Source organism: Kitasatospora purpeofusca (genome assembly GCF_000718025.1).
Classification (GTDB): Bacteria; Actinomycetota; Actinomycetes; order Streptomycetales; family Streptomycetaceae; genus Kitasatospora; species Kitasatospora purpeofusca.
The window spans coordinates 46,288-70,622 of record NZ_JODS01000004.1 but is presented as its reverse complement, the minus strand read 5'-3'; the positions used below and the strand labels follow the sequence as shown (position 1 = coordinate 70,622).

Below are 24,335 nucleotides of genomic sequence, written 5' to 3'. Positions count from 1 at the left end.
AAAGGGTCTATGGACTATTACTCGCGAAGGGTGCGGGAGGGCCGTGAGCGGGTGTCAGACCAGGCTGTCCCGCCAGGCCCGGTGCAGCCGGGCGAAGCGCCCGGCGCCGTCGACCAGCTCGCGCGGGCTGCCGTCCTCCACGATCCGGCCCTGCTCCATCACCAGCACCCGGTCCGCGATCTCCACGGTGGAGAGGCGGTGGGCGATGATCACGGCCGTCCGCCCGGCCAGCACCGTGCGCATCGCCCGCTGCACCGCCTGCTCGCCCGGCACGTCCAGCGAGCTGGTGGCCTCGTCGAGGATCAGCACCGCCGGGTCGGCGAGCAGCGCGCGGGCGAAGGCCACCAGCTGCCGCTGGCCGGCCGAGATCCGCCCGCCGCGCTTGCGTACGTCCGTGTCGTAGCCGTCCGGCAGCTCGGCGATGAAGGCGTGCGCCCCGATCGCCCGGGCCGCCTCCTCGACCTCGGCCCGGGTGGCGCCGGGCCGGCCGATCGCGATGTTCTCGGCGACGGTGCCGGAGAACAGGAAGGACTCCTGGGTCACCATCACCACCCCGCGCCGCAGCTCGGGACCGGCGAGGTCGCGCAGGTCCACCCCGTCCAGGGTGATCCGGCCCTCGGTCGGGTCGTAGAACCGGGCCAGCAGCTTGGCCACCGTCGACTTGCCGGCCCCGGTCGCGCCGACCACGGCGACGGTCTGCCCGGCCGGCAGCACCAGGTCGAACGGCGGCAGCACCTCCTTGCCGGTGCGGTACGCGAACCGCGTCCTCTCGAAGCGCACCTCCCGGCCCGTCACGGACGTGGCCGGCAGCTCCTCGGGCTCCGTCGGCTCGGCGACGGTCGGCTCGTGGGCCAGCAGGCCGGCGATCTTCTCCAGCGCCGCGGCGGCCGACTGGTAGCTGTTGAGGAACATCGCCAGCTGGTCGATCGGGTCGAACAGCCGGCGCAGATAGAGCACGAAGGCGGTCAGCACGCCCAGTTCGACGGCGCCGTCGGTGACCAGCCAGGCGCCCAGCACCAGCACGCCGGTGCTCCACACATTGGCCGTGCCCCGGGACAGACCGACGTACCGGGCGATCTCCAGCAGGCCGTCCGCGGTGGCGGTGGCCGACTGCCGGTTCACCACGCCGAACGCCGCGTCGTTGGCCCGCTCGCGGCGGAAGGCCTTGACCGGGCGGATGCCGTTCATGGTCTCGGTGAAGCGGACGATCAGCGAGGCGGCGGCGGTGCGCGAACGCCGGTAGACCCGGCGCGAGCGGCGCCGGAACGAGCGGGCGATCAGCCACAGCGGCAGGAAGGAGGCCAGCGAGGCCAGACCGAGCCGCCAGTCCAGCACCAGCAGGATGACCGAGATCGAGCAGACCGAGAGGAAGACCGTCAGCAGCTCCTGGAGGCCCTCGGAGAGCAGCTCGCGCAGAGCGTCCACGTCGCTGGTGGCGCGGGAGATGATCCGGCCCGAGGTGTAGCGCTCGTGGAAGTCCAGGCTGAGCCGCTGGGCGTGCCGGAAGATCCGCCCGCGCAGGTCCAGCAGGATGTCCTGGTTGACCCGGGCGCTGATCTTGATGAACGCCCACTGGAGCAGGGTGCCGAGCAGCGCGCAGCCCAGGTAGGCGACCACCACCGCGACCAGCGGTCCGGAGTCGTGCTCGCGCAGGGCGGGGATTCCCCGGTCCATCGCGAAGGCGACCAGCAGCGGTCCGGCCTGCAGCGCGGCCTGCTGGAGCAGGATCACCGCCATGGCGGTGGCGATCCGGCCCCGGTGCGGGCCGAGCAGCGAGCGCAGCAGGGCGCGCGGCGCGCCCGCCGGGACGGGGATGTCCTCCTCGTCGGCGGGCGGGGCCGGCAGCTCCTCCTCGTCCGGCGCGGCCGGGTCGGTGCGCGCGGCGGCGGGTTCGACGGTGGTGGTCATCGGGCGGTGCTCCCCTCGGGGACGAGGGCGGCCTCGCCCGACATCAGTTCGCGGTAGCGGGCCGAGTCGCGCAGCAGCTCCTGGTGGGTGCCGACGGCCTCGATCCGGCCGTCGGCGAGCACGGCGACCCGGTCGGCGAGCAGGACGGTGCTCGGCCGGTGCGCGACCACCAGGGCGGTGGTGGCGGCGAGGACCTGGCGCAGGGCGCGTTCGACCAGCGCCTCGGTGTGCACGTCCAGGGCCGACAGCGGGTCGTCGAGCACCAGGAAGGCCGGGTCGCCGACCACGGCGCGGGCCAGCGCGAGCCGCTGGCGCTGGCCGCCGGACAGGCTGAGGCCCTGCTCGCCGACCTCGGTGGCGACGCCCTCCGGCAGCTTCTCGACGAAGCCGGCCTGGGCGGTGGCGAGCGCGGTGAGCAGCCGCTCCTCGTCCGCGCCGGGGGCGCCCATCAGCACGTTCTCCCGGACGGTGGCGGAGAACAGGGTGGGCTCCTCGAAGGCGACCGCGACCAGCTCCCGCAGCCGGGTGCGGTCGAACTCGCGGATGTCCCGGCCGTCGAGGGTGATGCTGCCGCCGGTGGCCTCGTAGAGGCGGGGGAGCAGGGCGGTGAGGGTGGTCTTGCCGCTGCCGGTGGCGCCGACCAGGGCCATCGTCTCGCCGCTGCGGATGTGCAGGTCGACGCCGCGGAGCAGGTCCGGGGTGTCGGCCGGGGCGTCGGGGTAGCGGAAGCGGACGCCGGTGAGCCGGATGCCGTCCTGGACGTCGGTGGAGTCGGCGGAGCCGCCCGCGGGGGCCTCGGCGGCCTCCGCCTCGGGCTCGTCCAGCACCTCGAAGAAGCGGTCGGTGGCGGTGGCGGCCTCGTTGGCGTAGGCGAGCAGCCAGCCCAGCGACTCGACCGGCCAGCGCAGCGAGAGCGCGGTGGACAGGAAGGCGACCAGGGTGCCGGCGGACAACTGGTCCTGGGCGACCAGGTGGACGCCGACCGCGAGGGCGCAGCCGAGGGCCAGCTCGGGCAGGCCGACGATGACCGACCACAGGTTGGCGAGCAGTCCGGCCTTCCGCAGTTCGGTGCGGCGCAGCTGCCGGGAGTGCTCGCGGAAACGTTCCGCCATCGAGCGGTGGCGGCCGAAGGCCTTGAGGATCCGGATGCCGAGCACGGACTCCTCGACCACGGTGGCGAGGTCGCCGTTCTGGTCCTGGGCGCGGCGGGCGGCGCCCGAGTAGCCGGCCTCGAAGCGGCGGGTGAGGATCAGCAGCGGGACGGCCGGGCCCAGCACGATCAGCGCCAGTCGCCAGTCCTGGGTGAACATCAGCGTGGTGCCGACCAGGAAGGTCACCGTGTTGACGATCAGGAAGACCAGCGGGAAGGCCAGGAACAGCCGCATGGTGTACATGTCGGAGGTGGCCCGGGAGAGCAGCTGGCCGGAGCCCCAGCGGTCGTGGAAGGACACCGGCAGCCGCTGGAGTTTGGCGAAGAGGTCGCCGCGCATCGCCGTCTCGACGCCGGACAGCGGCCGGGCCAGCACCACCCGGCGGGTGTAGAACAGGGCGGCCTCGGCGAGGCCGAGCAGGAGCAGCAGCGCCGCCGGGGCCCAGAGGCCGTCGAGGTCGCGCTCGGCGATCGGGCCGTCCACGATCCGGCCGAGCACGGTCGGGACCAGCAGGGCGCTGAGCGAGGCGAGCATCGCGGCGGTGACCGAGACGGCCAGCCGGGCGCGGATCGGGCGGACGTAGGGCCACAGGCGCAGCAGCGAGCGCACCGTCGACCGGCGGGGGGCGGGCGGCTCGCTGCCGGGCTCGGGGTCGGAGCCGGTCTCGGAGTCGGGGGCGGTGTCGGGGGCTTGGTTCTCGGCCATCGCGGTGAGGGTAGGCCGAGTACGCGTCATTTCTCATCCGGTTTTTCGGACCTGTCGTCGAGAACCGGCCAGCTGGGAGCCGTCGGCCGGGGGCGGCCGGCCGGCGCGGTCAGGGCACGGTCCGGAGCAGGCGCAGGGCGCGGGCGCCGAGCGGGACCGGGTCGCCGGGGAGGTGCCGCCCCGCCGGGCCGCCGTCCGCCGCCGCCGTGTCGACCACGGTCTCGTAGCCGGTGCCGTCGCCCGCCCGGGGCGTGCCGGGCAGGACGAAGGGGACCGGTTCGGGGCCGGCGTTGAGCAGCAGCAGGAAGCTGTCGTCGAGCAGCGGCCGGCCGCGCGCGTCCCGTTCCGACATCGCGGTGCCGGCCAGCAGCATGCCCACGGCGGCGGTCGGCGCGAACCAGTCGGCCTCGGTCATCTCCTTGCCGAGCGGGGTGAACCAGGCCAGGTCCGGCAGGCCGCCGGGGGCGGTGGCGCGGCCGGAGAAGAACGCCCGCTGCCGCAGCACCGGGTGGTCGCGGCGGAGCCGGACCAGCCGGGCGGTGAACTCGTACAGGCTCCGCCAGGCCGGGTCGTCGAGCAGCGACCAGTCCAGCCAGCTCACCTCGTTGTCCTGGCAGTAGGCGTTGTTGTTGCCGCCCTGGGTGCGGCCGAACTCGTCCCCCGCGGTGATCATCGGGACCCCGGCGGAGAGCAGCAGGGTGGCGGTGAGGTTGCGCAGCTGGCGGCGGCGCAGGGCGGTGACGGCGGGGTCGGCGCTCTCCCCCTCGGCGCCGTGGTTCCAGGAGCGGTTGTCGTCGGTGCCGTCCCGGTTGGCCTCGCCGTTGGCCTCGTTGTGCTTGCGGTCGTAGGAGACGAGGTCGCGCAGGGTGAAGCCGTCGTGCGCGGTCACGTAGTTGACGGAGGCGTACGGGCGCCGGCCGTCCCGCTGGTAGAGGTCGGAGGAGCCGGAGAGCCGGTAGCCGAGCTCCCGGACGTCCGGGCGGGCGCCGCGCCAGAAGTCCCGCACGGTGTCGCGGTAGCGGTCGTTCCACTCGGCCCAGGGTGGCGGGAACCCGCCCACCTGGTAGCCGCCCGGGCCGACGTCCCAGGGCTCGGCGATCAGCTTCACCCGGCTGAGCAGCGGGTCCTGGGAGACGGCGGAGAGCAGCGGGTGCTCCATCGTGACGCCGCCGTCGGCGCCGCGGGCGAGGGTGGCGGCGAGGTCGAAGCGGAAGCCGTCCACGCCCATCTCGTGCACCCAGTAGCGCAGCGAGTCGGTGATCAGCCGGACCACCTGGGGGCGGCGGGTGTCGAGGCTGTTGCCGCAGCCGGTGTAGTCGGCGTAGCCGCGCGGGCGGTTGGGCGGCAGCCGGTAGTAGCCGGCGTTGTCGATGCCGCGCAGCAGCAGTGCGGGGCCGAGCTCGGCGCCGTCGGCGGTGTGGTTGTAGACGACGTCGAGGATCACCTCGATGCCGGCGGCGTGCAGGGCGCGGACCATCCGCTTGAACTCGCCGACCTGGCCGCCGCGCGAGCCGGCGGCGGAGTAGCCGGCGTGCGGGGCGAAGTAGCCGACCGTGTTGTAGCCCCAGTAGTTGACGAGGCCGCGGGCCTGGAGGTGGTCCTCGCTGACGTGGTGGTGGACCGGGAGCAGCTCGACCGCGGTGACGCCCAGGCCGGTGAGGTGGGCGATCGCCGCGGGGTGGGCGAGTCCGGCGTAGGTGCCGCGCAGCTCGGGCGGGACGTCGGGGTGGCGGCGGGTGAAGCCGCGCACGTGCAGCTCGTAGAGCACGGTCTCGGCCCATGGCGTCTTCGGCCGGTGGTCGTCGGACCAGTCGTCGTCGTCCCGGACGACCACGGCTCTGGGCACGTAGGGGGCCGAGTCGCGGTTGTCCCGGACGGTGTCGGCGACCTCGGCCTCGGGCCAGTTGCGGGCCGCGGAGCAGACCGCGTCGTGCGCGGTGTAGCCGCCGTCGATCGCCCGGGCGTAGGGGTCGAGCAGCAGTTTGGCCGGGTTCCACCGGGCGCCGGTCCACGGGTCCCAGCGGCCGTGCACCCGGTAGCCGTACCGGGTGCCGGGCAGGACCCCGGGGACGAAGCCGTGCCAGGTGTGGGCGTCCTGCTCGGTGAGGCGCAGCCGGCTCTCCCGGCCGTCCTCGTCGAAGAGGCAGAGGTCGACGGCCTCGGCGCCGCCGGCCCAGAGCGCGAAGTTGGTGCCGGGGCGGCCGTCCGGACCGGGGTGGAAGCGCGCGCCGAGCGGCAGCCGGCTGCCCGGCCAGGGCGGTTCGCCGTCCGGCCGCTCGCCGGGATGCCCGTACGCGCGGTGCCCGTTGACGGCCGTGGGGGCGTGCGCGCGCACGGCGGCCGCCGACTCCTGCCCTGACGCCATGGCGGTGCCCTCCCTGACGGGGTGTCCCGGACCCCGTGCGGTGTCTCATTCCCTGATCGCACCGGACGGAAGCGGCTTAACACCGTGTTACCGGCGGATGGCGCCCGGGTACGGCCGCGGTGCTGGGCCGTCGGAGTGGGTGCTTCCGGCGTGTCGGCGTGTCCTGCCGGGGCCGTCCTCGTTGTGCGGGGTATCGGACGGCTACGGCGGGAGGTCCCGGGATGCGGCCCCGAGGACGGATGTGGGCACGGCGGCTGGCGGCGGTGGGCTGCTCCCTGGCCGTGCTGGCCGGGTGCTCCGGCGGTGGCGGCGGGCCGGGGAGCACGAGCGCGGACGCCGTCCGGGCGGAGCCGTCCGGTCCGCCGCCGGCCTCCAGGGCGTCGATCACCGCGCTGCCGGCCGACGACACCCAGAACCTGCCGCCCGAGGGCCCGGTCCGGGTGAGCGTCGCCCAGGGCCGGCTGGTGTCGGTGCGGCTGGCCGACAACCGGGGCGGCGAGGTGCCGGGGACGCTCTCCGCGGACGGCACCGGCTGGGCGCCGGACGGCCCGCTGCCGCTGGGCACCAGGTTCACCCTGGACGCGGTGGCCGAGGACGACCAGGGGCAGCGGGCGGTCCAGCACGCCGACTTCTCGACCATGGCCCGGGCGCACACCTTCGTCGCCTTCTTCACCCCCGAGGACGGCTCCACGGTCGGGGTCGGGATGCCGGTCTCGCTGCGGTTCAGCCGCCCGGTCACCGACCGGGCGGCGGTGGAGCGGGCGATCGCGGTGACCGCCGACCCGCCGGTGGAGGTGGCCGCGCACTGGTTCGGCGGCCAGCGGCTGGACTTCCGCCCCCGGGCGTACTGGGCGCCGGGCACCAAGGTGGCGGTCGCGCTGCGGCTCAAGGACGTCCAGGGCGCCCCGGGCGAGTTCGGCACCCAGAACAAGGACGTCCGGTTCACCGTCGGCCGGCCCCAGGTCTCCACCGTCGACCTGGACGCCCACACCCTCACCGTCCGGGCCGGCCAGGGCGGCCGGGTGGTGCGCACCCTCAAGGTGTCCGGCGGGGACGCCAAGCACACGACCTACCGGGGCGTGCTCGTGGTGTCCGAGAAGTACCGGGTGACCAGGATGAACTCGCAGACCGTCGGGATGGGCGACGAGTACGACATCAAGGACGTGCCGCACGCGATGCGGCTGACCAACTCCGGCACCTTCGTGCACGGCAACTACTGGGCCAACCCGTCGGTGTTCGGCACCGCCAACACCAGCCACGGCTGCATCGGGCTGGCCGACGCCAAGGGCGGGGCGAGCGGGGAGACGCCGGCGGGCTGGCTGTTCGAGCACACGATCCCGGGGGACGTGCTGGAGGTCCGGGCCTCGACGGGGGACGCGGTGCCGCCGAGCAACGGGCTGAACGGCTGGAACCTGCCCTGGGCGCAGTGGGTGGCCGGGAGCGCCCTCCAGTCGGGCGCGAGCCCCTCCGGCGCCCCGGCCGCCGGGCCGGGCGCCGGTCCGCTCCCGAGTGCGCCGGTCGGCGGGTCCCCGAGTGCGCCGCCGACTGCGTCCCCGAGTGCGCCGCCCGGGGCGTCCCCGAGTCCGGTGCCGAGCCCCGCCCCGGGCCTCCCGGCGGGTGTTCCCCCGGCCGTCGCCCCGGCGCCGTCCCCCGGCTCCAGGCCCTGACGGCGGCGTGACCGCCGGGTGCGGACGATCTTCACCCCCGTTCACCGGCAGCCCTCCCAGGATTCACCCGATCGGCCCAGCTATCCTGCTTGCCGCGCCGAAGCCCGGCGCGGATGATCGCCGGTCCGGTGCAACCCGTTCGGGCACCAGCGCGTCCACAGTGATGGACACCGGGAGGGGAGAGACCGTGAAGCCGGTTAGGGCGGCCGACGCCGCGATACGTACCACCGTCACCAGCCGCCGTCTGCGCCAGAGCGCGGTGGCGTTGGCGATGGGTGGGGTGCTGCTGCTCACCGCGGCCTGCAACAGCGGGGGTGACGACAAGGCGGCCGGCGGGGGTGACGCGACCGCCAGCGCGGGGGCCGCCGACGCCGGAGCCGCGGTCAACGGCGGGACGCCGACGCCCGGCCCGAGCTCCGCCGCGCCGAAGACCTCGGCCGCCGTGCTGAACGTCGAGCCCAAGGACGGCTCCCAGGACGTCGCCCCGGACGGCGCGCTCAAGGTCGGGGTGACCGGCGGCAAGCTCACCACGGTCGAGGTGACCGACAAGGAGGGCAAGCCGGTCGCGGGCGCCATCGCCGCGGACGGCAGCGGCTGGAAGCCCAGCGCCCCGCTGGCCGTCGGCATGGCGTACAAGGTGAACGCCCAGGCCACCGACGCCGAGGGCCTGGTGGCCGCGTCGACCACCTCGTTCACCACGCTGACCCCGGCGAAGAAGATCTCCACCAACGACAACATCGCCGACAACGCCACCTACGGCGTCGGCATGATCGTCTCGGTGGTCTTCAACAAGGACGTCAAGAACAAGGACGCGGTCGTCCAGGGCATCACCTTCGAGGCCAGCGACGGCACCACCGTGAAGGGCCACTGGTTCGGCACCAAGCGGCTGGACTTCCGCCCGGAGAAGTACTGGAACCCGGGCACCAAGGTGCTCATCAAGTACCGCCTGAAGAACGTCGAGGTCTCCCCGGGCGTCTACGGCGACATCGACAAGGACGAGCCGTTCACCATCGGCCGCTCCCAGGTCTCGGTCGCCGACTCGGCCACCCACCAGATGACGGTGACCCGGGGCGGCGACAGCCGCACGATCCCGGTGACCCTGGGCGACGAGAAGAACCCCTCCTGGAACGGCACCATGGTGGTGATGTCCAAGGAGAAGGTCACCCGGATGAACTCGCAGACCGTCGGCCTCGGCGGCGAGTACGACATCCCGGACGTCCCGCACGCGATGCGGCTGACCAACTCGGGCACCTTCGTGCACGGCAACTACTGGGCCAACCCGTTCGGCAAGAGCAACGCCAGCCACGGCTGCATCTCGATGCAGGACGAGAAGGGCGGCAGCGACGCCTCGGTGGCCGGCAAGTTCTTCAACGATTCGATGATCGGTGACGTCATCACGATCAAGAACTCCAAGGAGAAGGTCGTCGCCCCCGACAACGGCCTGAGCGGCTGGAACATCGGCTGGGCGAACTGGTAGTCGTACCCGCCAGTAGCACCCGCCAGTCGCGGAACCGCCACGACCGGCCCGATCCTCACTCGTTGGGGTCGGGCCGGTCGTGTTTTCGGTGCCGATGCCCCCCGAACGGCGCAACCTTTCCGGTGCACGGCGCGTGTAAATGTCGAACACCGTGACACGAACGAGGGGGACGACGGTGAAGTCGATACGCAGGGTGGTGGCCGCGGGGCTGGTCGGCGGGGCGCTGGTGCTGACCAGCGCCTGCGGCGGGAGCGGCGGGGCGGGGAGCGGGACGGCGGCCAAGGCCGAGCTGGGGGCCGGCGGGACCGCGGGGGCCCCGTCGTCCGCCGCCCCGGCCGACGGTCAGGCCACCGGCGCTCCGGCCGCCACGGGCGCCCCCGCCGGCGCCGCCACCACCGCCCCCGCCGCGCCCAAGGTCTCCCAGGCCGTGGTGGACATCCAGCCGAAGAGCGGCGCGGTGGACGTCGCCCCGAACGGCGCGCTCAAGGTCGCGGTGACGGGCGGGAAGCTCACCACGGTCAAGGTGAGCGACAAGGCCGGCAAGGAGGTGGCCGGCACCCTCGCCGCCGACGGGTCGAGCTGGACGCCGTCCGGCCCGCTGGCGGTCGGCACCGCGTACCAGGTGAACGCGCTGGCGGCGGACGCCGGCGGCGTGGTCGCCGAGGCGGAGAGCGGCTTCACCACGCTGGCGCCCGAGCGGGAGTCGAAGGTGAGCGACAACGTCCAGGACAACGCCACCTACGGCGTCGGCATGATCGTCTCGGTCGACTTCGACAAGGACGTGAAGAACAAGGAGGCGGTGGCCCGGGGCATCACCTTCGAGACCGACAACGGCACCGTGCTCAAGGGTCACTGGTTCGGCGACCGCCGGCTGGACTTCCGTCCCGAGAAGCACTGGACCCCCGGCACCAAGGTGACCGTCAAGTACCGGCTGAAGAGCGTGGAGATCGCGCCGGGCGTCTACGGGGGAGTGGACCGGGACGAGCCCTTCACTATCGGGCGATCCCAGGTTTCGACCGTTGACGCCAAGACGCACAGGATGACGGTGGTCCGGGACGGCCAGAGCTCGGTCCTGGACATCACTTCCGGCTCGTCGGAGTTCCCGACCTGGAACGGCACCATGGTCGTGATGTCCAAGGAGGGCGTGGTGCGGATGCAGTCCAGCACCCTGCCCGGCATGACCGGCGACCCCTACGACAAGCAGGTTCCGCACTCGATGCGGCTGACCGACAGCGGCACCTACGTGCACGGCAACTGGTGGCGCCCCGCGTCGGTGTTCGGCACCCAGAACACCAGCCACGGCTGCGTGGCCCTCAAGGACGTCGAGGGTGGCGCACCGGGCACCGAGGCGGGCAAGTTCTACGACGGTTCGCTGATCGGGGACATCGTCACGGTGCTGAACTCCACGCGCGGACAGGTCAAGCCGGACAACGGCCTCAGCGGCTGGAACATGGACTGGAGCGCTTGGTAGCACATCGGCACGGGGGCGGCCCGGCCCGTACGAACGCGGGTTCGGGTTGCACCCGGCATATGCCGAAAGAGTAGTGATCGTTTGTTCATTGTCCGTACGCGGCCGCTTGCGTTCCGCAATGATGGGGCGCATGGCGGGTTGGGGCGAAACAGATCAGTCATCGATTCCGGGTTCCAGCTTGGTCGCCGAAGCGTCGTGGGGGTCGTTCCAGGACTCCCTGGCGGCGCTGGAACGGCTCAGCTGCGACGAGCTGGAGCGGCTGTACGCCGGCAGGCTGTGCGACCGGACGACGCCGGGTGAGGTGCGGCTCCCGTCCCGGCCGGAGACCGGACCGGTGGCGCGCCGACTGGTGCTCGCGGTCCTGGGTGCCTGGGAGCTGCACCAGCACCTGGAGGTGTGCGAGTTACTCACCAGTGAGCTGGTCGCCAATGCCGTGCGGCATGCCGCGGGGCGGACGATCGGGCTCCAGGTGGTGCGGAAACCGGGCTGGCTCCGGGTCGAGGTGCGGGACTCCTCGCGGGCGCTGCCCTGCATGATCCTGGCGGAGCCGCTGCCGGTCACCGAGCGCGGGCGCGGGCTCCAGGTGGTCGACGACCTCGCGGACCGCTGGGGCGCCGACCTGCTGCCGCGCGGCAAGGGCGTCTGGTTCGAGCTGAAGGTCCGCGAGCGGGTCTGAACCGGGCCCGTCCGGTGCGAGCCGGGCCCGGAAAACACGCAGGGCCCCCGATATCGCCGTGGTCGGCGGCTGGGGGCCCTTGCAAGTCACCGCGCGGCCAAGGGGGTGCGTGCCGTGCGATGGGTGTCGGCCGTGCCGGGTCGGGCGGGCCGAAGTCATTGCCCGGGGCTCCGTCAGTCGCTGACGTTCACCCTCGAACGCTTCGACTATCGCATGGATCTCAGCATGTGGGCAAACCGGGTGGCTTCGAATGGAAGGTTTGTAACTTAGTTCACCTTCGGAATTTGCATAGGTTCACGTCAGCGCCTGAGATTATTCACGATCTCCCGGTTCCGATCCTGCGTGACCTGACGTCGGCCCCACTTCTTGCCCCTGGCCGGGGGGAGCAAACGACCGCGCCCCCGCCGGTGGGCGGGGGCGCGGTCGTGAGCGGGGCGCTGTCAGCACTCGATGACGTTGACGGCGAGGCCGCCGCGGGACGTCTCCTTGTACTTGATCTTCATGTCGGCGCCGGTCTCCTTCATGGTCTTGATCGCCTTGTCGAGGGAGACGTGGTGGCGGCCGTCGCCGCGCAGGGCCATCCGGGCGGCGGTGACGGCCTTGACCGAGGCCATGCCGTTGCGCTCGATGCAGGGGATCTGCACCAGGCCGCCGACCGGGTCGCAGGTGAGGCCGAGGTTGTGCTCGATGCCGATCTCGGCGGCGTTCTCGACCTGCTCGGGCGAGCCGCCGAGGACCTCGGCGAGGCCGCCGGCCGCCATCGAGCAGGCCGAGCCGACCTCGCCCTGGCAGCCGACCTCGGCGCCGGAGATGGAGGCGTTCTCCTTGAAGAGCATGCCGATCGCGCCCGCGGCGAGCAGGAAGCGGACGATGCCGTCCTCGTCCGCGCCGGGGATGAAGTTCAGGTAGTAGTGCAGGACGGCGGGGATGATGCCGGCCGCGCCGTTGGTCGGGGCGGTGACCACCCGGCGGCCGGAGGCGTTCTCCTCGTTGACCGCCATCGCGTAGAGGGTCACCCACTCCATCGCGTTGGCCGGGCCGATGCCCTCGGCGCGCAGCGCACGGGCGCCCGAGGCGGCGCGGCGGCGCACCTTGAGGCCGCCGGGGAGTATGCCCTCGCGGGACATGCCGGCCCGGACGCACTCCTGCATGACCTGCCAGATCTCCAGCAGCCCGGTGCGGATCTCCTCCTCGCTGCGCCAGGCCTTCTCGTTCTCCAGCATCAGGCCGGAGATGGACAGGCCGGTCTCCCGGCTGAGCCGGAGCAGCTCGTCGCCGGTGCGGAAGGGGTACTTGAGCGAGGTGTCGTCGGGCTTGACCCGGTCCGCGCCGATCGCGTCCTCGTCCACGACGAAGCCGCCGCCGACCGAGTAGTAGGTCTTCTCCAGCACGGTGGAGCCGTCGGCCCGGTAGGCCCACAGGGTCATGCCGTTGGCGTGGTACGGCAGCGAGCGCCGCCGGTGCAGCACCAGCTGGGTGTCGCGGTCGAAGTCGATGGCGTGCGTGCCGAGCAGGTTGAGCCGCTTCTCGGCGGTGATCCGCTCGACGTCGAGGTCGGCCCGGTCGACGTCCACGGTGCGCGGGGAGTAGCCCTCGAGGCCCAGCAGGACGGCCTTCGGGGTGCCGTGGCCGTGGCCGGTGGCGCCGAGCGAGCCGAACAGCTCGGCCCGGACCGCCGTCACCTCGTCCAGCAGGGCCTCGGACTTCAGGCGGCGCGCGAACATCCGGGCGGCGCGCATCGGGCCGACGGTGTGGGAACTGGACGGGCCGATGCCGATGGAGAAGAGGTCGAAGACGCTGATGGCCACGGAGTGACGTCCTTGTCTGGTCTCGTGGGTGGTGCCGGCAGGGAGGGAGGGACGGCAGTGGCGGAGGTGGTGGGTCGGGCGACCGACACGGGTCGGGGCACCGCGCGCACCTTCCAGTGTGCGCGGTGCCCCGGAATCCCCGGTGTCCGGGCGGCGTGAGCCCGGTCACCCGCGGTCGAACAGGAGGGACCTACAGGTTCGGGTACAGCGGGTACTTCTCGGCGAGGGCGGTGACCCGGGCCTTCAGGTCGGCGGCGACGGTCTCGTCGAAGGCCGGCTTCAGGGCCTCGGCGATGATGTCGGCGACCTCGCGGAAGTCCTCGGCGCCGAAGCCGCGGGTGGCGAGCGCCGGGGTGCCGATCCGCAGGCCGGAGGTGACCATCGGCGGGCGCGGGTCGTTCGGGATCGCGTTGCGGTTGACCGTGATGCCGACCTCGTGCAGCCGGTCCTCGGCCTGCTGGCCGTCGAGCTGGCTGTTGCGCAGGTCGACCAGGACCAGGTGGACGTCGGTGCCGCCGGACAGCACCGAGACGCCGGCCTCGGTGACGTCGGACTGGAGCAGGCGCTCGGCCAGGATCCGGGCGCCGTCCAGGGTGCGCTGCTGGCGCTCCTTGAACTCCTCGGAGGCGGCGACCTTGAAGGCGACGGCCTTGCCGGCGATGACGTGCTCCAGCGGGCCGCCCTGCTGGCCGGGGAAGACCGCGGAGTTGATCTTCTTGGCGTGCTCGGCCTTGGAGAGGATGACGCCGCCGCGCGGGCCGCCCAGGGTCTTGTGGGTGGTGGTGGTGACCACGTCCGCGTACGGCACCGGGTTGGGGTGCAGACCCGCGGCGACCAGGCCGGCGAAGTGGGCCATGTCGACCATCAGCAGTGCGCCGGTCTCGTCGGCGATCCGGCGGAACTCGGCGAAGTCGAGCTGGCGCGGGTAGGCGGACCAGCCGGCGATGATCAGCTGCGGGCGGTGCTCCTTGGCGAGGCGCTCGACCTCGGCCATGTCGACCTGGCCGGACTTCTCGTCGACGTGGTACGGCACCACGTTGTAGAGCTTGCCGGAGAAGTTGATCTTCATGCCGTGGGTCAGGTGACCGCCGTGGGCCAGGTTCAGGCCCAGGATGGTGTCGCCCGGCTTGATCAGCGCGAACATCGCGGCGGCGTTGGCCTGCGCGCCCGAGTGCGGCTGGACGTTGGCGTGCTCGGCGCCGAACAGGGCCTTGATCCGGTCGATCGCGATCTGCTCGACCACGTCGACGTGCTCGCAGCCGCCGTAGTAGCGGCGACCGGGGTAGCCCTCGGCGTACTTGTTGGTCAGGACCGAGCCCTGGGCCTCCATGACCGCCACCGGGGCGAAGTTCTCGGAGGCGATCATCTCCAGGGTGGTCTGCTGGCGGTGCAGCTCGGCGTCGACCGCGGCGGCGATCTCCGGGTCGAGGGCGTGCAGGGACTGGTTCAGAACCGTCATGGTGGAGTCTTCCCGGAAGTGAGAGGGAGGAGGGCCGGCGGGCGGGGCGGCCACCGCGCTGCGGCCGCCCCGGGTGGCTCAGGCCGAGGGGTTGGTGAGCTTGGTGTACTCGTCGGCGCTCAGCAGCGCACCGGTCGACCCGACGCGGACCTTGAACAGCCAGCCACCCTCGAAGGGGTCGCTGTTGACCAGGCTGTTGTCGTCGGCGACGGCCTCGTTGACCTCGGTGATCTCACCGGTCACCGGCGAGTACAGGTCGCTGACCGACTTGGTCGACTCCAGCTCGCCACAGGTCTCACCGGCGGTCACGGTGTCACCGACCTCGGGGAGCTGCACGTAGACGATGTCGCCGAGGGCGTCGGCGGCGTGCTTGGTGATGCCGACCGTGGCGACCTCACCGGCCTCGGCGGTGGTCAGCCACTCGTGCTCCTCGGTGTACTGCAGGTGCTGGGGGTTGCTCATGGCGTCATTCTCCAGGATGGGAAGCGGGTACGACGAAGCGGCCCGGCGGGCGGACGAGCCTCGCGAGGGAAAGGTGGGGGAGAGCGGGGTCAGCGGGCGCGCTTGTAGAACGGCAGCGCCACGACCTGCACCGGCTCGTGCTTGCCGCGCACGTCCACCGCGACGGTGGTGCCCGGGGCGGCGTGGGCCGCGTCCACGTAGGCCATCGCGATCGGCTTCTCGAGGGTGGGGGAGGGCGAGCCGGAGGTGATCCGGCCGATCGGGGCACCCTCGGTGGAGACCACGGTGTACTCGGCGCGCGGCACCCGCTTGCCCTCGGAGACCAGGCCGACCAGGACCCGCGGCGGGTTGGCCTCGGCCTCGGCGGCGGCCCGCTCCAGGGCCTTGCGGCCGACGAAGGCGCCCTCGTTGGTGGTCTTGTCGAAGCGCACCACCCGGCCCAGGCCGGCGTCGAACGGGGTCAGCTCGGTGGACAGCTCGTGGCCGTACAGCGGCATGCCGGCCTCCAGGCGCAGCGTGTCGCGGCAGGACAGGCCGCAGGGGATCAGGCCCCGGTCGGTGCCGGCCGCGGTCAGCGCCTGCCAGATCTGCTCGGCGTCGCCCGGGTTGCAGAAGATCTCGAAGCCGTCCTCGCCGGTGTAGCCGGTGCGGGCGAGCAGCACGTCGCGGCCGGCCACCTGGGCCGGGAGGATCGCGTAGTACTTCAGGCCGGGCAGGTCGGCCTCGGTGGTGTCGGCCAGGATCGCGGTGGACTCCGGGCCCTGGACGGCGATCAGCGCGTAGGCGTCGCGGTCGTCGGAGACGACGGCGTTGAAGCCCTTGGCGCGGGCGATCAGCTCGTCCAGCACCAGCTGGGCGTTGGAGGCGTTGGCGACCACCAGGAAGGCGTCCTCGCGCAGGCGGTAGACGATCAGGTCGTCCAGGATGCCGCCGTCCTCGGCGCAGATCATGGTGTAGCGGGCGCGCAGCACGCCGAGCGCGGAGACGAAGCCGACCAGGGCGTGGTCCAGCATCTCGCCGGCCTGCGGGCCGGTGACGGTGATCTCGCCCATGTGGGACAGGTCGAACAGACCGGCCTTGGTGCGGACGGCGAGGTGCTCCTCGCGCTCGCTGCCGTAGCGCAGCGGCATGTCCCAGCCGGCGAAGTCGGTCATGGTGGCGCCGAGGGCGCGGTGCAGCGCGTCGAGCGCGGTGAGGCGGAGGGACGACATGGCCAGGAACTCCTCGGTCGGGGCACTCAGGGGTGCGCACGCCGGGACCGGCCCGGGCACGGGGCGGACCCTGCGCGCGGGCATGCGGCGGCTGGGTCTCCCCATCTGTCGTCGTACCTGAGAGCTTCACCGTCCACTGCCCTGCAAAGGACAGCATGGCGGCTTGCACCGTGGGTGGGCGGACGGCAGGGCCGTGCACCGCTTTCCAGATCTGCCTAACCCGTGCGGTAGGGGGGCCTGAGAGATTCCGGGGAGGACTTGCTCCTTCGGCGCCGGCTGTGCCGCCAGGACGGGGCACTCCGGACTCTCCCGCGCGGGTTCGAGCGGCCGTTATGGAGTTGGAGGGCCTGGGTGGATGCCACCGCAGACGCGCACATCATGGCACGTCCGCACCGATGGCGGGAGAGGGGGCTGCCTCACAGCTCCCGCTCCGCTCCCGGTCGCGTCCCGCCTTCCGTTCCGCTTCCCGCCTCCCTTCCGCGTTCCGCCTCCCTTCCGCGTCCCGTTCCGTCCCGCCCGGACGCTAGGCTGCGGGAATCGGCGAGCGGAGGGCGGTACAGGGGCGGATGGGCAACCCGGTGGAGCAGCAGGGCTGGGGCGGGGCGCAGTCGGCGCCGGCGGGCGGTGCCTGGCCGGCCAACGAACTGGAGCAGGTGCTCACGGCCGCGCTCGGCGACCCGGGCGCGACCCCGCGGGTGATCGAGGTGCTGGCGCGCAGCCAGGTGTGGATCCCGCTGCCGTCCGGCGGCGACCCGCAGGGGCGGGCGCTGGACCTGCCGACCCTGGAGCTGGCCGGCGGCCCCTATGTCCCGGTCTTCTCCTCGCAGGAGGTGCTGCTCCAGCAGGCGCCGGGGATGGCGTTCGCGGTCGCGCCGGTGTGGGAGTTCGCCCGCGGTCTGCCGCTGGGCGTCGGTATCGCCGTCAACCCCGAGGCTCCGGTGGGCATCCCGGTCCCGCCGGAGGGCGTGGCCGAGCTGCGCCGCGGGCCGCGCGAGGACCGCTGGGACGTCGCCCAGGACGCGCCGTCCGGGGGCCGGGTGGCGCTGCGCGAGCCGGTTCCGGGCGAGGACCCGGAGCTGTTCCTGGCCGCCTGCCGGGCCGAACTGGCACTGCTGCCCGGGGTGCTGACCGCCCGGCGGGCGCTGGCCAGCGTCGAGGGCGAGCCGACCGTGATGTTCGTGGGCGTCCAGCTCGACCCGGCGGCCCCGGCCGACCCGGGGGCGGTGAACGAGGCGCTGGGGCGTGCGCTGGGAACCGCGCCGCTGCCCGGCGGCGTCCACCTCGTACTGCTCGACCTCGCGGACGATCCGGTGGTCGAGTGGATGGTGAACCGGGTCGCGCCCTTCCACGTGCGGGGCTGAGCCGGTCCCCGGCCGTCCCTCCGGCACCTGTCGGGGCCGGGCGCGGGCGGGGGAGCGGCAGGGGCCCTGGCACGTCGGCGTGGCGGTGGTCGACGGTGCCCCATAAGGTGCGTGCTGACGGCCGCCGGGCCGCCGGTGACGGACGAGGAACGAAGAGGCGCAACGAGGTGGGCGCATGAGTGCGGGATCGGTAGCTGGCGGTGCACCGGGGCCCTGGGGCCAGGCGCCCACCGGACGCCCGGATCCGGGCGCGCTGGAACGCGCCCTGCGCGAGGTGGCGCCGGAGCGCTACGAGGCCTACGAGACGATGCTGAACGCGCTCGCCGAGGGCCGGGTCTGGATGCTGCTGTGGCACGGGACGCCGGGCAGCGCCGATGCCCAGTACGGGAACATGGAGATCAGCGGCCACGGCTACGCGCCGGCCGTCACCTCGCCCGAGCAGCTGGCGGCGTCCGGCTGGGCGCGGGCGCACGAGGTGATCTCCGGCCGGGAGATCGCGGCCTCGCTGTACCGGACCCGCTGGGGGCTGTGGCTGAACCCGCACGCCCCGGGCGGCGGGGTCGGGGTGCCGTGGGCGGACCTGCGCCGGGTGGCGGCGGGACTGGACCGGCTGCCGGCCGGTCCGCTGAAGCTGAGCGAGCCGCAGGTGCCGGCCCAGCAGTTCTTCGCGCTGCTGGAGCGGCAGGCGGCCGAGGTGCGGGCGGTGCGGGCGCTGCGCCGGGCCTGGGTGCGGCCGTCGGTGGGCGAGCCGTACCTCGCCATCGGTCTGGAGCTGTACGAGAGCTCGCCGCCCACGGTGGAGGCGGTGCGGGCGCTGATGCAGCGGGCGATCGCGGTCGCGCCGGAGGGGCTGGCGGTCTCGACGGTGGCGATGGCGGACGAGTTCGACCCGGTGGCGCTCTGGATGCGGGCCCACGCGCGCCCGTTCTACGACCGGGAGGCGGCCGGGCACGGCCGTCCGCAGACCGGCCCCTACCCGCCGGTGCCCCCGCCGCCGTACGCCTCGCAGCAGGGCCCGGCCCAGGGGCAGGGCTTCGGCTACGGCACCCAGCCGCCCGGTCCGGCCTGGCCGGGGCAGCAGCCTCCGCCGCAGCAGCCGTGGCCCGGCTACCCCGGTCGCTGACCGGGGCGGAGCCCCGAGTCCCGTGCCACGAAACCGGCTTGACGTCACGTCAGGCCGGTTTCGACGTTTTTTCGGACGTTCTCCCCGAATCGGATGGAACACATCTTGACATGGCTGTTACAGCTGTGTGAAGAGGGATATGCCGATGGTCGTGGAGGTGCATGCACACAGATCACAGTTGGGCATCTGTCGGTGGTCAGGGCTGGCGTAAGCCAGTTCGGATGGCAGAGAGTTCTGCAACAGCCCGCCGCGCGTGGTTGGCGTCCCACAAGGGCGAACGCGCTGGCGGACCGCATGATCCACGTGACGCCCATCCCGCGTGGCAGCAGTACTGAGCCAGTCGTACCGCTGGAAACACTCCGCTCCTGCACTTCCGCACGTCCGCACCCAAGCACGTCCGCACCAGCCGCGCCGCCGATCCCGGTGCCCGGCACCCGTGGGCCGGCCACCGTCGGCGAGGGGACCGAACTGACCATGACCGCACCCATCAAGACCGCCGGCAACGCACCGGAGGCAGACGCCGCCGCGAGCCCGGCCAAGAAGATCGAGGGCCGCTCGCTCGGCCGGATCGCCTGGACCCGCTTCAAGCGGGACAAGGCCGCCGTCGCCGGCGGCGTCGTGGTGATCCTGCTGATCCTGCTCGCCGTGCTGGCCAAGCCGATCGAATCGGCCTTCGGCCTCGACCCCGACGCCCTCAACCAGGACCTCCTGGACGCCGACCTCGGCGGTCTGCCGTTCGGCGACTGGGGCGGCATGAGCTGGGACCACCCGCTCGGCGTCGACCCCCTGCAGGGCCGTGACCTGCTGACCCGCGTCATCGAGGGCTCCTGGGTCTCCCTGCTGGTCGCCTTCGGCGCGACCGTGCTGTCCAACACCATCGGCACCGTGCTCGGCATCATGGCCGGCTACTACGGCGGCTGGGTGGACACCCTGATCAGCCGGGTGATGGACGTCTTCCTCGCCTTCCCGCTGCTGCTGTTCGCGATCGCGATCTCGACCTCGCTGCAGGGCGGCGCGTTCGGCCTGCACGGCCTCCCGCTGCACATCATGGTGCTGATCTTCGTGATCGGCTTCTTCAACTGGCCCTACATGGGCCGGATCGTGCGCGGACAGACCCTCTCGCTGCGCGAGCGCGAGTTCGTCTACGCGGCCCGGAGCCTGGGCGCCCGCGGGCCGTTCATCCTCTTCAAGGAGCTCCTGCCCAACCTGGTCGGTCCGATCCTGGTCTACTCGACCCTGCTGATCCCGACCAACATCCTCTTCGAGGCCGGGCTGAGCTTCCTCGGCGTGGGCATCCAGCCCCCGCAGGCCTCCTGGGGCGGCATGCTCCAGGACGCGATCCGGTACTACCAGGTGGACCCCCAGTACATGGTGGTCCCCGGTGTGGCGATCTTCGTCACCGTACTCGCCTTCAACCTGCTCGGCGACGGGCTGCGTGACGCCCTCGATCCCAAGAGCAACTGACGCCGCGTCAGGATCCCTCGTTCGGCCAACACTTCCTCAAGGGGTTGATCTCACCCATGCGTAGGTCCCGTACCGTCGCACTGACCGCCACGGCTGCTGCCGCGGTCCTGGTCGTCACCGGCTGCTCGTCCAGCACGAAGAGCACCGACGCCAAGTCCACCGCCTCCGGCTCCGCCACCGAGGCCGCCGGCGGCTCCGGTGCCAACGCGGCCACCAAGGGCATCGTCAACGCCTCGGACAAGAAGGGCGGGACGGTGACCTTCGAGATGAAGGGCACCCCCGACTCGCTCGACCCGGGCAACACGTACTACGCGTACATCTACAACTTCTCGCGCCTGTACGGCCGTCCGCTCACCACCTTCCAGCCGGGCGCCGGCGAGGCGGGCAACAAGCTCGTCCCGGACCTCGCCGAGTCGCTCGGCCAGGTCAGCGCCGACGGCCTGAGCTGGACGTACAAGCTGCGCAAGGGCCTGAAGTACGACGACGGCACCCCGATCACCTCGAAGGACGTCAAGTACGCCGTCGAGCGCTCCAACTTCGCGCCGGACGTGAACTCCAACGGCCCGACGTACTTCAAGGAGCTGCTGGTCGACAACCCGACGCCGTACGAGGGCCCGTACAAGGACAAGACCGGCGACCTGAAGTCGATCGAGACCCCGGACGACACCACCATCGTCTTCCACCTGACGCACGCCTTCGCCGACTTCGACTACCTGGTCAGCGCCCCGCAGACGGTCCCGGTCCCGCAGGCCAAGGACACCGGCGCCGAGTACGTCAAGAAGATCGTGTCCTCCGGCTCCTTCAAGTTCGAGTCCTACGAGGACGGCAAGCAGGCCGTCCTGGTCCCGAACACCAACTGGGACCCGAGCACGGACCCGATCCGCAAGCAGCTGCCGGACAAGATCGTGCTCCGGATGAACATCGACCAGGCCACCATCGACAAGGACCTGTTGGCCGGCAACGCCCAGGTCGACCTGGTGGGCGGCGGTGTCGACCCGCAGACCCAGGCGCAGATCCTGCAGAACCCGAAGCTGAAGGCCAACACCGACAACGCCTACGGCGGCCGTCTGGTCTACATGGCCATCAACACCGATGTCGCGCCGTTCGACAACATCGAGTGCCGCAAGGCCGTCCAGTACGCGGTCGACAAGGTCTCGGTGCAGACCGCGCTCGGCGGCCCCGTCCGCGGCCAGGTCGCCAACACCGTGCTCCCGCCCGACATCCCGGGTCACCAGGACTTCAACGTCTGGGAGACCAAGGACAACAAGGGCGACGAGGCCAAGGCCAAGGCCGCGCTGAAGGCCTGCGGCAAGGACAGCATCACCACCGTGCTCTCCGCCCGCACCGAGCGCGCCACCGAGGTCGCCGCGGCCACCTCGATCCAGGCCGCGCTGAAGAAGGTCGGCATCAACGCCGAGATCCAGCAGTTCCCGCAGGGCAAGTACCTGGCCGACAGCGCCGGCGCTCCGAAGTTCGCCAAGGAGCACAACATCGGTCTGATGATGATGCAGTGGGGCGCCGACTGGCCGACCGGCTACGGCTTCCTGCAGCAGATCGTCGACGGCCGCGCGATCAAGGCCTCCGGCAACAGCAACCTGGCCTCGCTGAACGACCCCGCGGTCAACAAGCTGCTCGACGACGCCGCCACCAACCCGGACCGCGCGGCCCGCGAGAAGATCTACGGCGACATCGACAAGAAGGTCATGGAGGCCGCGGTCTACGTCCCGCTGACCGACTTCAAGGTCTTCCTGTACCGCCCGGACAACGCCACCAACCTCGCGTCCACGCCGGCCTTCTCGGGTGAGTACGACTACCTGAACATCGGCACCACCAAGTAAGAGCCTGGCTCTGCATCCCTGAAGGCAGGTGAAGGCAGCGGCAAAGCCCGCCGCCGTCCGGAGGATCCCGGACGGCGGCGGGCGGCCGGAGCCGACCAACTGTGTTTGCCTACATCATCCGCAGGATCCTCGCCGCCGCGGTGCTGCTGCTGGTCGTCAGCGCGGTCACCTTCGCGATCTTCTTCCTGCTCCCGCGCCTCGCCGGCGAGACGGTCGACCAGCTGGCCACCCAGTACATCGGGAAGAACCCCTCTCCCGACGCGATCGCGGCGGTCAAGAAGAACCTCGGCCTCGACCAGCCGCTGTACACGCAGTACTGGAACTTCCTCAAGGGGCTGGTCAGCGGCGCCGAATACAAGTTCGGCCCGGAACCGGCCACCTGCCACGTGCCCTGCTTCGGCTACTCCTTCAAGAACCACCTGGAGGTCTGGCCCGAACTGTCCAAGCGGATCCCGGTCACGCTGTCGCTCGCCATCGGCGCGGCCACGCTCTGGCTGGTCTCCGGCGTCGCCACCGGCGTCGTCTCCGCCCTCAGGCCGCGCTCGATCTTCGACCGGATCTCGATGGGCATCGCGCTCGCCGGCGTCTCGCTGCCGGTCTTCTTCACCGGCGCGCTGCTGCTCACGGTGTTCAGCTACGAGTGGCCGATCCTGGACAACCTGCAGTACGTCAACTTCACCGACGACCCGCTGATGTGGGCCCGCAACCTGATCCTGCCCTGGATCTCGCTGGCCTTCCTCTACTCCGCGCTCTACGCCCGGCTCACCCGCGCCGGAATGCTGGAGACGATGAGCGAGGACTACATCCGCACCGCCCGGGCCAAGGGCCTGGCCGAGCGCAAGGTCGTCACCCGGCACGGACTCCGCGCCGCGCTCACCCCGATCGTCACCATCTTCGGCATGGACCTCGGTCTGCTGCTCGGCGGTGCGCTGATCACCGAGCAGGTCTTCTCGCTCCAGGGCGTCGGCCAGTTCGCCGTCCAGGCGATCTCCGACAACGACCTGCCGAAGATCCTCGGCACCACGCTGCTCGCCGCCTTCTTCATCGTCCTCTGCAACCTCGTGGTTGACCTCCTGTACGCCGCTGTCGACCCCCGGGTGAGGCTGTCGTGACCGAGCTCCAGAAGACCCCGGCCCGCGCGGCCGCCCCGGCCGGAGGAGGGGAGCCGTACCTCTCCGTCCGGGACCTGCGGATCCACTTCGACACCGACGACGGCCTGGTCCGCTCCGTGGACGGGGTCAGCTTCGACCTGGCCAAGGGCCGCACCCTCGGCATCGTCGGCGAGTCCGGCTCCGGCAAGTCCGTCACCTCGCTCGGCATCATGGGCCTGCACCGCTCCAAGCGGGCCCGGATCACCGGCGAGATCCGGCTCGACGGCGAGGACCTCGTCGCGGCCGGCCCGGACCGGGTCAGGGAACTGCGCGGCCGGGAGATGGCGATGATCTTCCAGGACCCGCTGACCGCGATGCACCCCTACTACACGGTGGGGCAGCAGATCGTCGAGGCCTACCGGGTGCACCACCCGCAGGCGACCAAGAAGCAGGCCCGCGCCCGCGCCGTCGAGATGCTCGACCGGGTCGGCATCCCGCAGCCGGACCGCCGGGTCGACGACTACCCGCACCAGTTCTCCGGCGGCATGCGCCAGCGCGCCATGATCGCGATGGCCCTGGTCAACGACCCCTCGCTGCTGATCGCCGACGAGCCCACCACCGCCCTGGACGTCACCGTGCAGGCGCAGATCCTGGACCTCATTCGGGACCTCCAGGAGGAGTTCGGCTCGGCCGTCATCATCATCACCCACGACCTCGGGGTGGTCGCCGAGCTCGCCGACGACATCCTGGTCATGTACGGCGGCAAGTGCGTCGAGCGCGGCCCGGCCGAGACCCTCTTCGACTCGCCCGAACACCCCTACACATGGGGCCTGCTGGGCTCGATGCCGCGTCTCGACCGGGAGCTCCAGGAGCGGCTCGTCCCGGTCAAGGGCACCCCGCCCAGCCTGATCAACGTGCCGTCCGGCTGCGCCTTCCACCCGCGCTGCCCGTACGCGGCGCTGACCGGCGGGCGCTCCACCGAGGAGACCCCGGGGCTCACCGAGGTCGCGCCCGGCCACCACGCGGCCTGCCACCTCGCGCTCTCCGAGCGGCACCGCATCTTCACCGAAGAGATCGCGCCCCGGCTGTGAGCCCGGA

Annotated in this window: 17 protein-coding genes and 1 riboswitch; of the genes, 10 read left to right on the top strand and 7 right to left on the bottom strand. The window is 72.0% G+C overall.

Annotated features, from left to right (window positions below; translation table 11 throughout):
* Nucleotides 1-54: 54 nt before the first annotated feature.
* The 3 genes from IF01_RS0108770 to glgX all read right to left on the bottom strand — a co-directional run bounded on the left by IF01_RS0108770 (nucleotide 55) and on the right by glgX (nucleotide 6,129).
* Nucleotides 55-1,908 carry an ABC transporter ATP-binding protein gene (locus tag IF01_RS0108770; RefSeq protein ID WP_030392732.1) on the bottom strand — a complete coding sequence of 618 codons (1,854 nt, stop codon included), beginning with the start codon at nucleotides 1,906-1,908 and terminating at the stop codon, nucleotides 55-57.
* Complete coding sequence (locus tag IF01_RS0108765; RefSeq protein WP_030392731.1) at nucleotides 1,905-3,764, bottom strand: ABC transporter ATP-binding protein; 1,860 nt, start codon at nucleotides 3,762-3,764, stop codon at nucleotides 1,905-1,907. The genes IF01_RS0108770 and IF01_RS0108765 overlap by 4 nt, the downstream gene beginning before the upstream one ends.
* 109 nt (nucleotides 3,765-3,873) lie before the next feature.
* Complete coding sequence (glgX, locus tag IF01_RS0108760; protein ID WP_030392730.1) at nucleotides 3,874-6,129, bottom strand: glycogen debranching protein GlgX; 2,256 nt, start codon at nucleotides 6,127-6,129, stop codon at nucleotides 3,874-3,876.
* 221 nt (nucleotides 6,130-6,350) lie between these two features.
* Between glgX and IF01_RS0108755 the strand changes: the two genes are divergently transcribed.
* The 4 genes from IF01_RS0108755 (at nucleotide 6,351) to IF01_RS0108740 (ending at nucleotide 11,420) form a co-directional block, all read left to right on the top strand.
* Nucleotides 6,351-7,796 (top strand): L,D-transpeptidase, encoded by a 1,446-nt coding sequence (locus IF01_RS0108755; RefSeq protein WP_078879799.1) that lies wholly within the window; start codon nucleotides 6,351-6,353, stop codon nucleotides 7,794-7,796.
* A gap of 187 nt (nucleotides 7,797-7,983) precedes the next feature.
* Nucleotides 7,984-9,273, top strand: a complete 1,290-nt coding sequence (locus IF01_RS0108750) for a L,D-transpeptidase (RefSeq protein ID WP_233290168.1) — start codon at nucleotides 7,984-7,986, stop codon at nucleotides 9,271-9,273.
* A 175-nt stretch (nucleotides 9,274-9,448) separates the two neighbouring features.
* Complete coding sequence (locus IF01_RS0108745; protein ID WP_030392727.1) at nucleotides 9,449-10,744, top strand: L,D-transpeptidase; 1,296 nt, start codon at nucleotides 9,449-9,451, stop codon at nucleotides 10,742-10,744.
* 178 nt (nucleotides 10,745-10,922) lie between these two features.
* Complete coding sequence (locus IF01_RS0108740; protein ID WP_233290167.1) at nucleotides 10,923-11,420, top strand: ATP-binding protein; 498 nt, start codon at nucleotides 10,923-10,925, stop codon at nucleotides 11,418-11,420.
* Between the two features lie 440 nt (nucleotides 11,421-11,860).
* Here IF01_RS0108740 and IF01_RS0108735 read toward each other — a convergent pair whose 3' ends face one another.
* The 4 genes from IF01_RS0108735 to gcvT all read right to left on the bottom strand — a co-directional run bounded on the left by IF01_RS0108735 (nucleotide 11,861) and on the right by gcvT (nucleotide 16,360).
* Nucleotides 11,861-13,228, bottom strand: a complete 1,368-nt coding sequence (locus tag IF01_RS0108735; protein ID WP_030392725.1) for an L-serine ammonia-lyase — start codon at nucleotides 13,226-13,228, stop codon at nucleotides 11,861-11,863.
* Between the two features lie 190 nt (nucleotides 13,229-13,418).
* The gene (gene glyA, locus IF01_RS0108730; RefSeq protein ID WP_030392724.1) at nucleotides 13,419-14,687 is read right to left on the bottom strand and encodes a serine hydroxymethyltransferase; all 1,269 of its coding nucleotides are present in this window, start codon (nucleotides 14,685-14,687) and stop codon (nucleotides 13,419-13,421) included.
* A gap of 78 nt (nucleotides 14,688-14,765) precedes the next feature.
* Nucleotides 14,766-15,149, bottom strand: a complete 384-nt coding sequence (gene gcvH, locus IF01_RS0108725; protein WP_030392723.1) for a glycine cleavage system protein GcvH — start codon at nucleotides 15,147-15,149, stop codon at nucleotides 14,766-14,768.
* Nucleotides 15,150-15,238: 89 nt separating this feature from the next.
* The gene (gene gcvT / locus IF01_RS0108720; protein WP_030392722.1) at nucleotides 15,239-16,360 is read right to left on the bottom strand and encodes a glycine cleavage system aminomethyltransferase GcvT; all 1,122 of its coding nucleotides are present in this window, start codon (nucleotides 16,358-16,360) and stop codon (nucleotides 15,239-15,241) included.
* A gap of 215 nt (nucleotides 16,361-16,575) precedes the next feature.
* Nucleotides 16,576-16,682, bottom strand: a riboswitch (glycine riboswitch).
* Between the two features lie 244 nt (nucleotides 16,683-16,926).
* Here gcvT and IF01_RS0108715 point away from each other — a divergent pair.
* From IF01_RS0108715 to IF01_RS0108690, 6 genes are all read left to right on the top strand, one after another.
* Nucleotides 16,927-17,721 carry an enhanced serine sensitivity protein SseB C-terminal domain-containing protein gene (locus tag IF01_RS0108715; RefSeq protein ID WP_030392721.1) on the top strand — a complete coding sequence of 265 codons (795 nt, stop codon included), beginning with the start codon at nucleotides 16,927-16,929 and terminating at the stop codon, nucleotides 17,719-17,721.
* A gap of 175 nt (nucleotides 17,722-17,896) precedes the next feature.
* The gene (locus IF01_RS0108710) at nucleotides 17,897-18,844 is read left to right on the top strand and encodes an enhanced serine sensitivity protein SseB (RefSeq protein WP_051741118.1); all 948 of its coding nucleotides are present in this window, start codon (nucleotides 17,897-17,899) and stop codon (nucleotides 18,842-18,844) included.
* A 474-nt stretch (nucleotides 18,845-19,318) separates the two neighbouring features.
* A complete protein-coding gene (locus IF01_RS0108705) occupies nucleotides 19,319-20,308 on the top strand; it encodes an ABC transporter permease (RefSeq protein WP_030392719.1) in 990 nt (329 codons plus the stop codon).
* 56 nt (nucleotides 20,309-20,364) lie between these two features.
* Nucleotides 20,365-22,146, top strand: coding sequence for an ABC transporter substrate-binding protein (locus tag IF01_RS0108700; RefSeq protein ID WP_030392718.1), 1,782 nt, complete (start codon nucleotides 20,365-20,367; stop codon nucleotides 22,144-22,146).
* 101 nt (nucleotides 22,147-22,247) lie between these two features.
* Nucleotides 22,248-23,258 carry an ABC transporter permease gene (locus IF01_RS0108695; RefSeq protein ID WP_030392717.1) on the top strand — a complete coding sequence of 337 codons (1,011 nt, stop codon included), beginning with the start codon at nucleotides 22,248-22,250 and terminating at the stop codon, nucleotides 23,256-23,258.
* Nucleotides 23,255-24,328, top strand: coding sequence for an ABC transporter ATP-binding protein (locus IF01_RS0108690; RefSeq protein ID WP_030392716.1), 1,074 nt, complete (start codon nucleotides 23,255-23,257; stop codon nucleotides 24,326-24,328). The genes IF01_RS0108695 and IF01_RS0108690 overlap by 4 nt, the downstream gene beginning before the upstream one ends.
* Nucleotides 24,329-24,335: the final 7 nt, after the last annotated feature.

Bases quoted from the DNA above. Each gene is read 5' to 3' on its own strand.
- IF01_RS0108770 (WP_030392732.1), bottom strand. From the start codon at position 1,908: ATGACCACCACCGTCGAACCCGCCGCCGCGCGCACCGACCCGGCCGCG.
- IF01_RS0108765 (WP_030392731.1), bottom strand. From the start codon at position 3,764: ATGGCCGAGAACCAAGCCCCCGACACCGCCCCCGACTCCGAGACCGGC.
- glgX (WP_030392730.1), bottom strand. From the start codon at position 6,129: ATGGCGTCAGGGCAGGAGTCGGCGGCCGCCGTGCGCGCGCACGCCCCC.
- IF01_RS0108755 (WP_078879799.1), top strand. From the start codon at position 6,351: ATGCGGCCCCGAGGACGGATGTGGGCACGGCGGCTGGCGGCGGTGGGC.
- glyA (WP_030392724.1), bottom strand. From the start codon at position 14,687: ATGACGGTTCTGAACCAGTCCCTGCACGCCCTCGACCCGGAGATCGCC.
- gcvH (WP_030392723.1), bottom strand. From the start codon at position 15,149: ATGAGCAACCCCCAGCACCTGCAGTACACCGAGGAGCACGAGTGGCTG.
- gcvT (WP_030392722.1), bottom strand. From the start codon at position 16,360: ATGTCGTCCCTCCGCCTCACCGCGCTCGACGCGCTGCACCGCGCCCTC.
- IF01_RS0108715 (WP_030392721.1), top strand. From the start codon at position 16,927: ATGGGCAACCCGGTGGAGCAGCAGGGCTGGGGCGGGGCGCAGTCGGCG.
- IF01_RS0108710 (WP_051741118.1), top strand. From the start codon at position 17,897: ATGAGTGCGGGATCGGTAGCTGGCGGTGCACCGGGGCCCTGGGGCCAG.
- IF01_RS0108705 (WP_030392719.1), top strand. From the start codon at position 19,319: ATGACCGCACCCATCAAGACCGCCGGCAACGCACCGGAGGCAGACGCC.
- IF01_RS0108700 (WP_030392718.1), top strand. From the start codon at position 20,365: ATGCGTAGGTCCCGTACCGTCGCACTGACCGCCACGGCTGCTGCCGCG.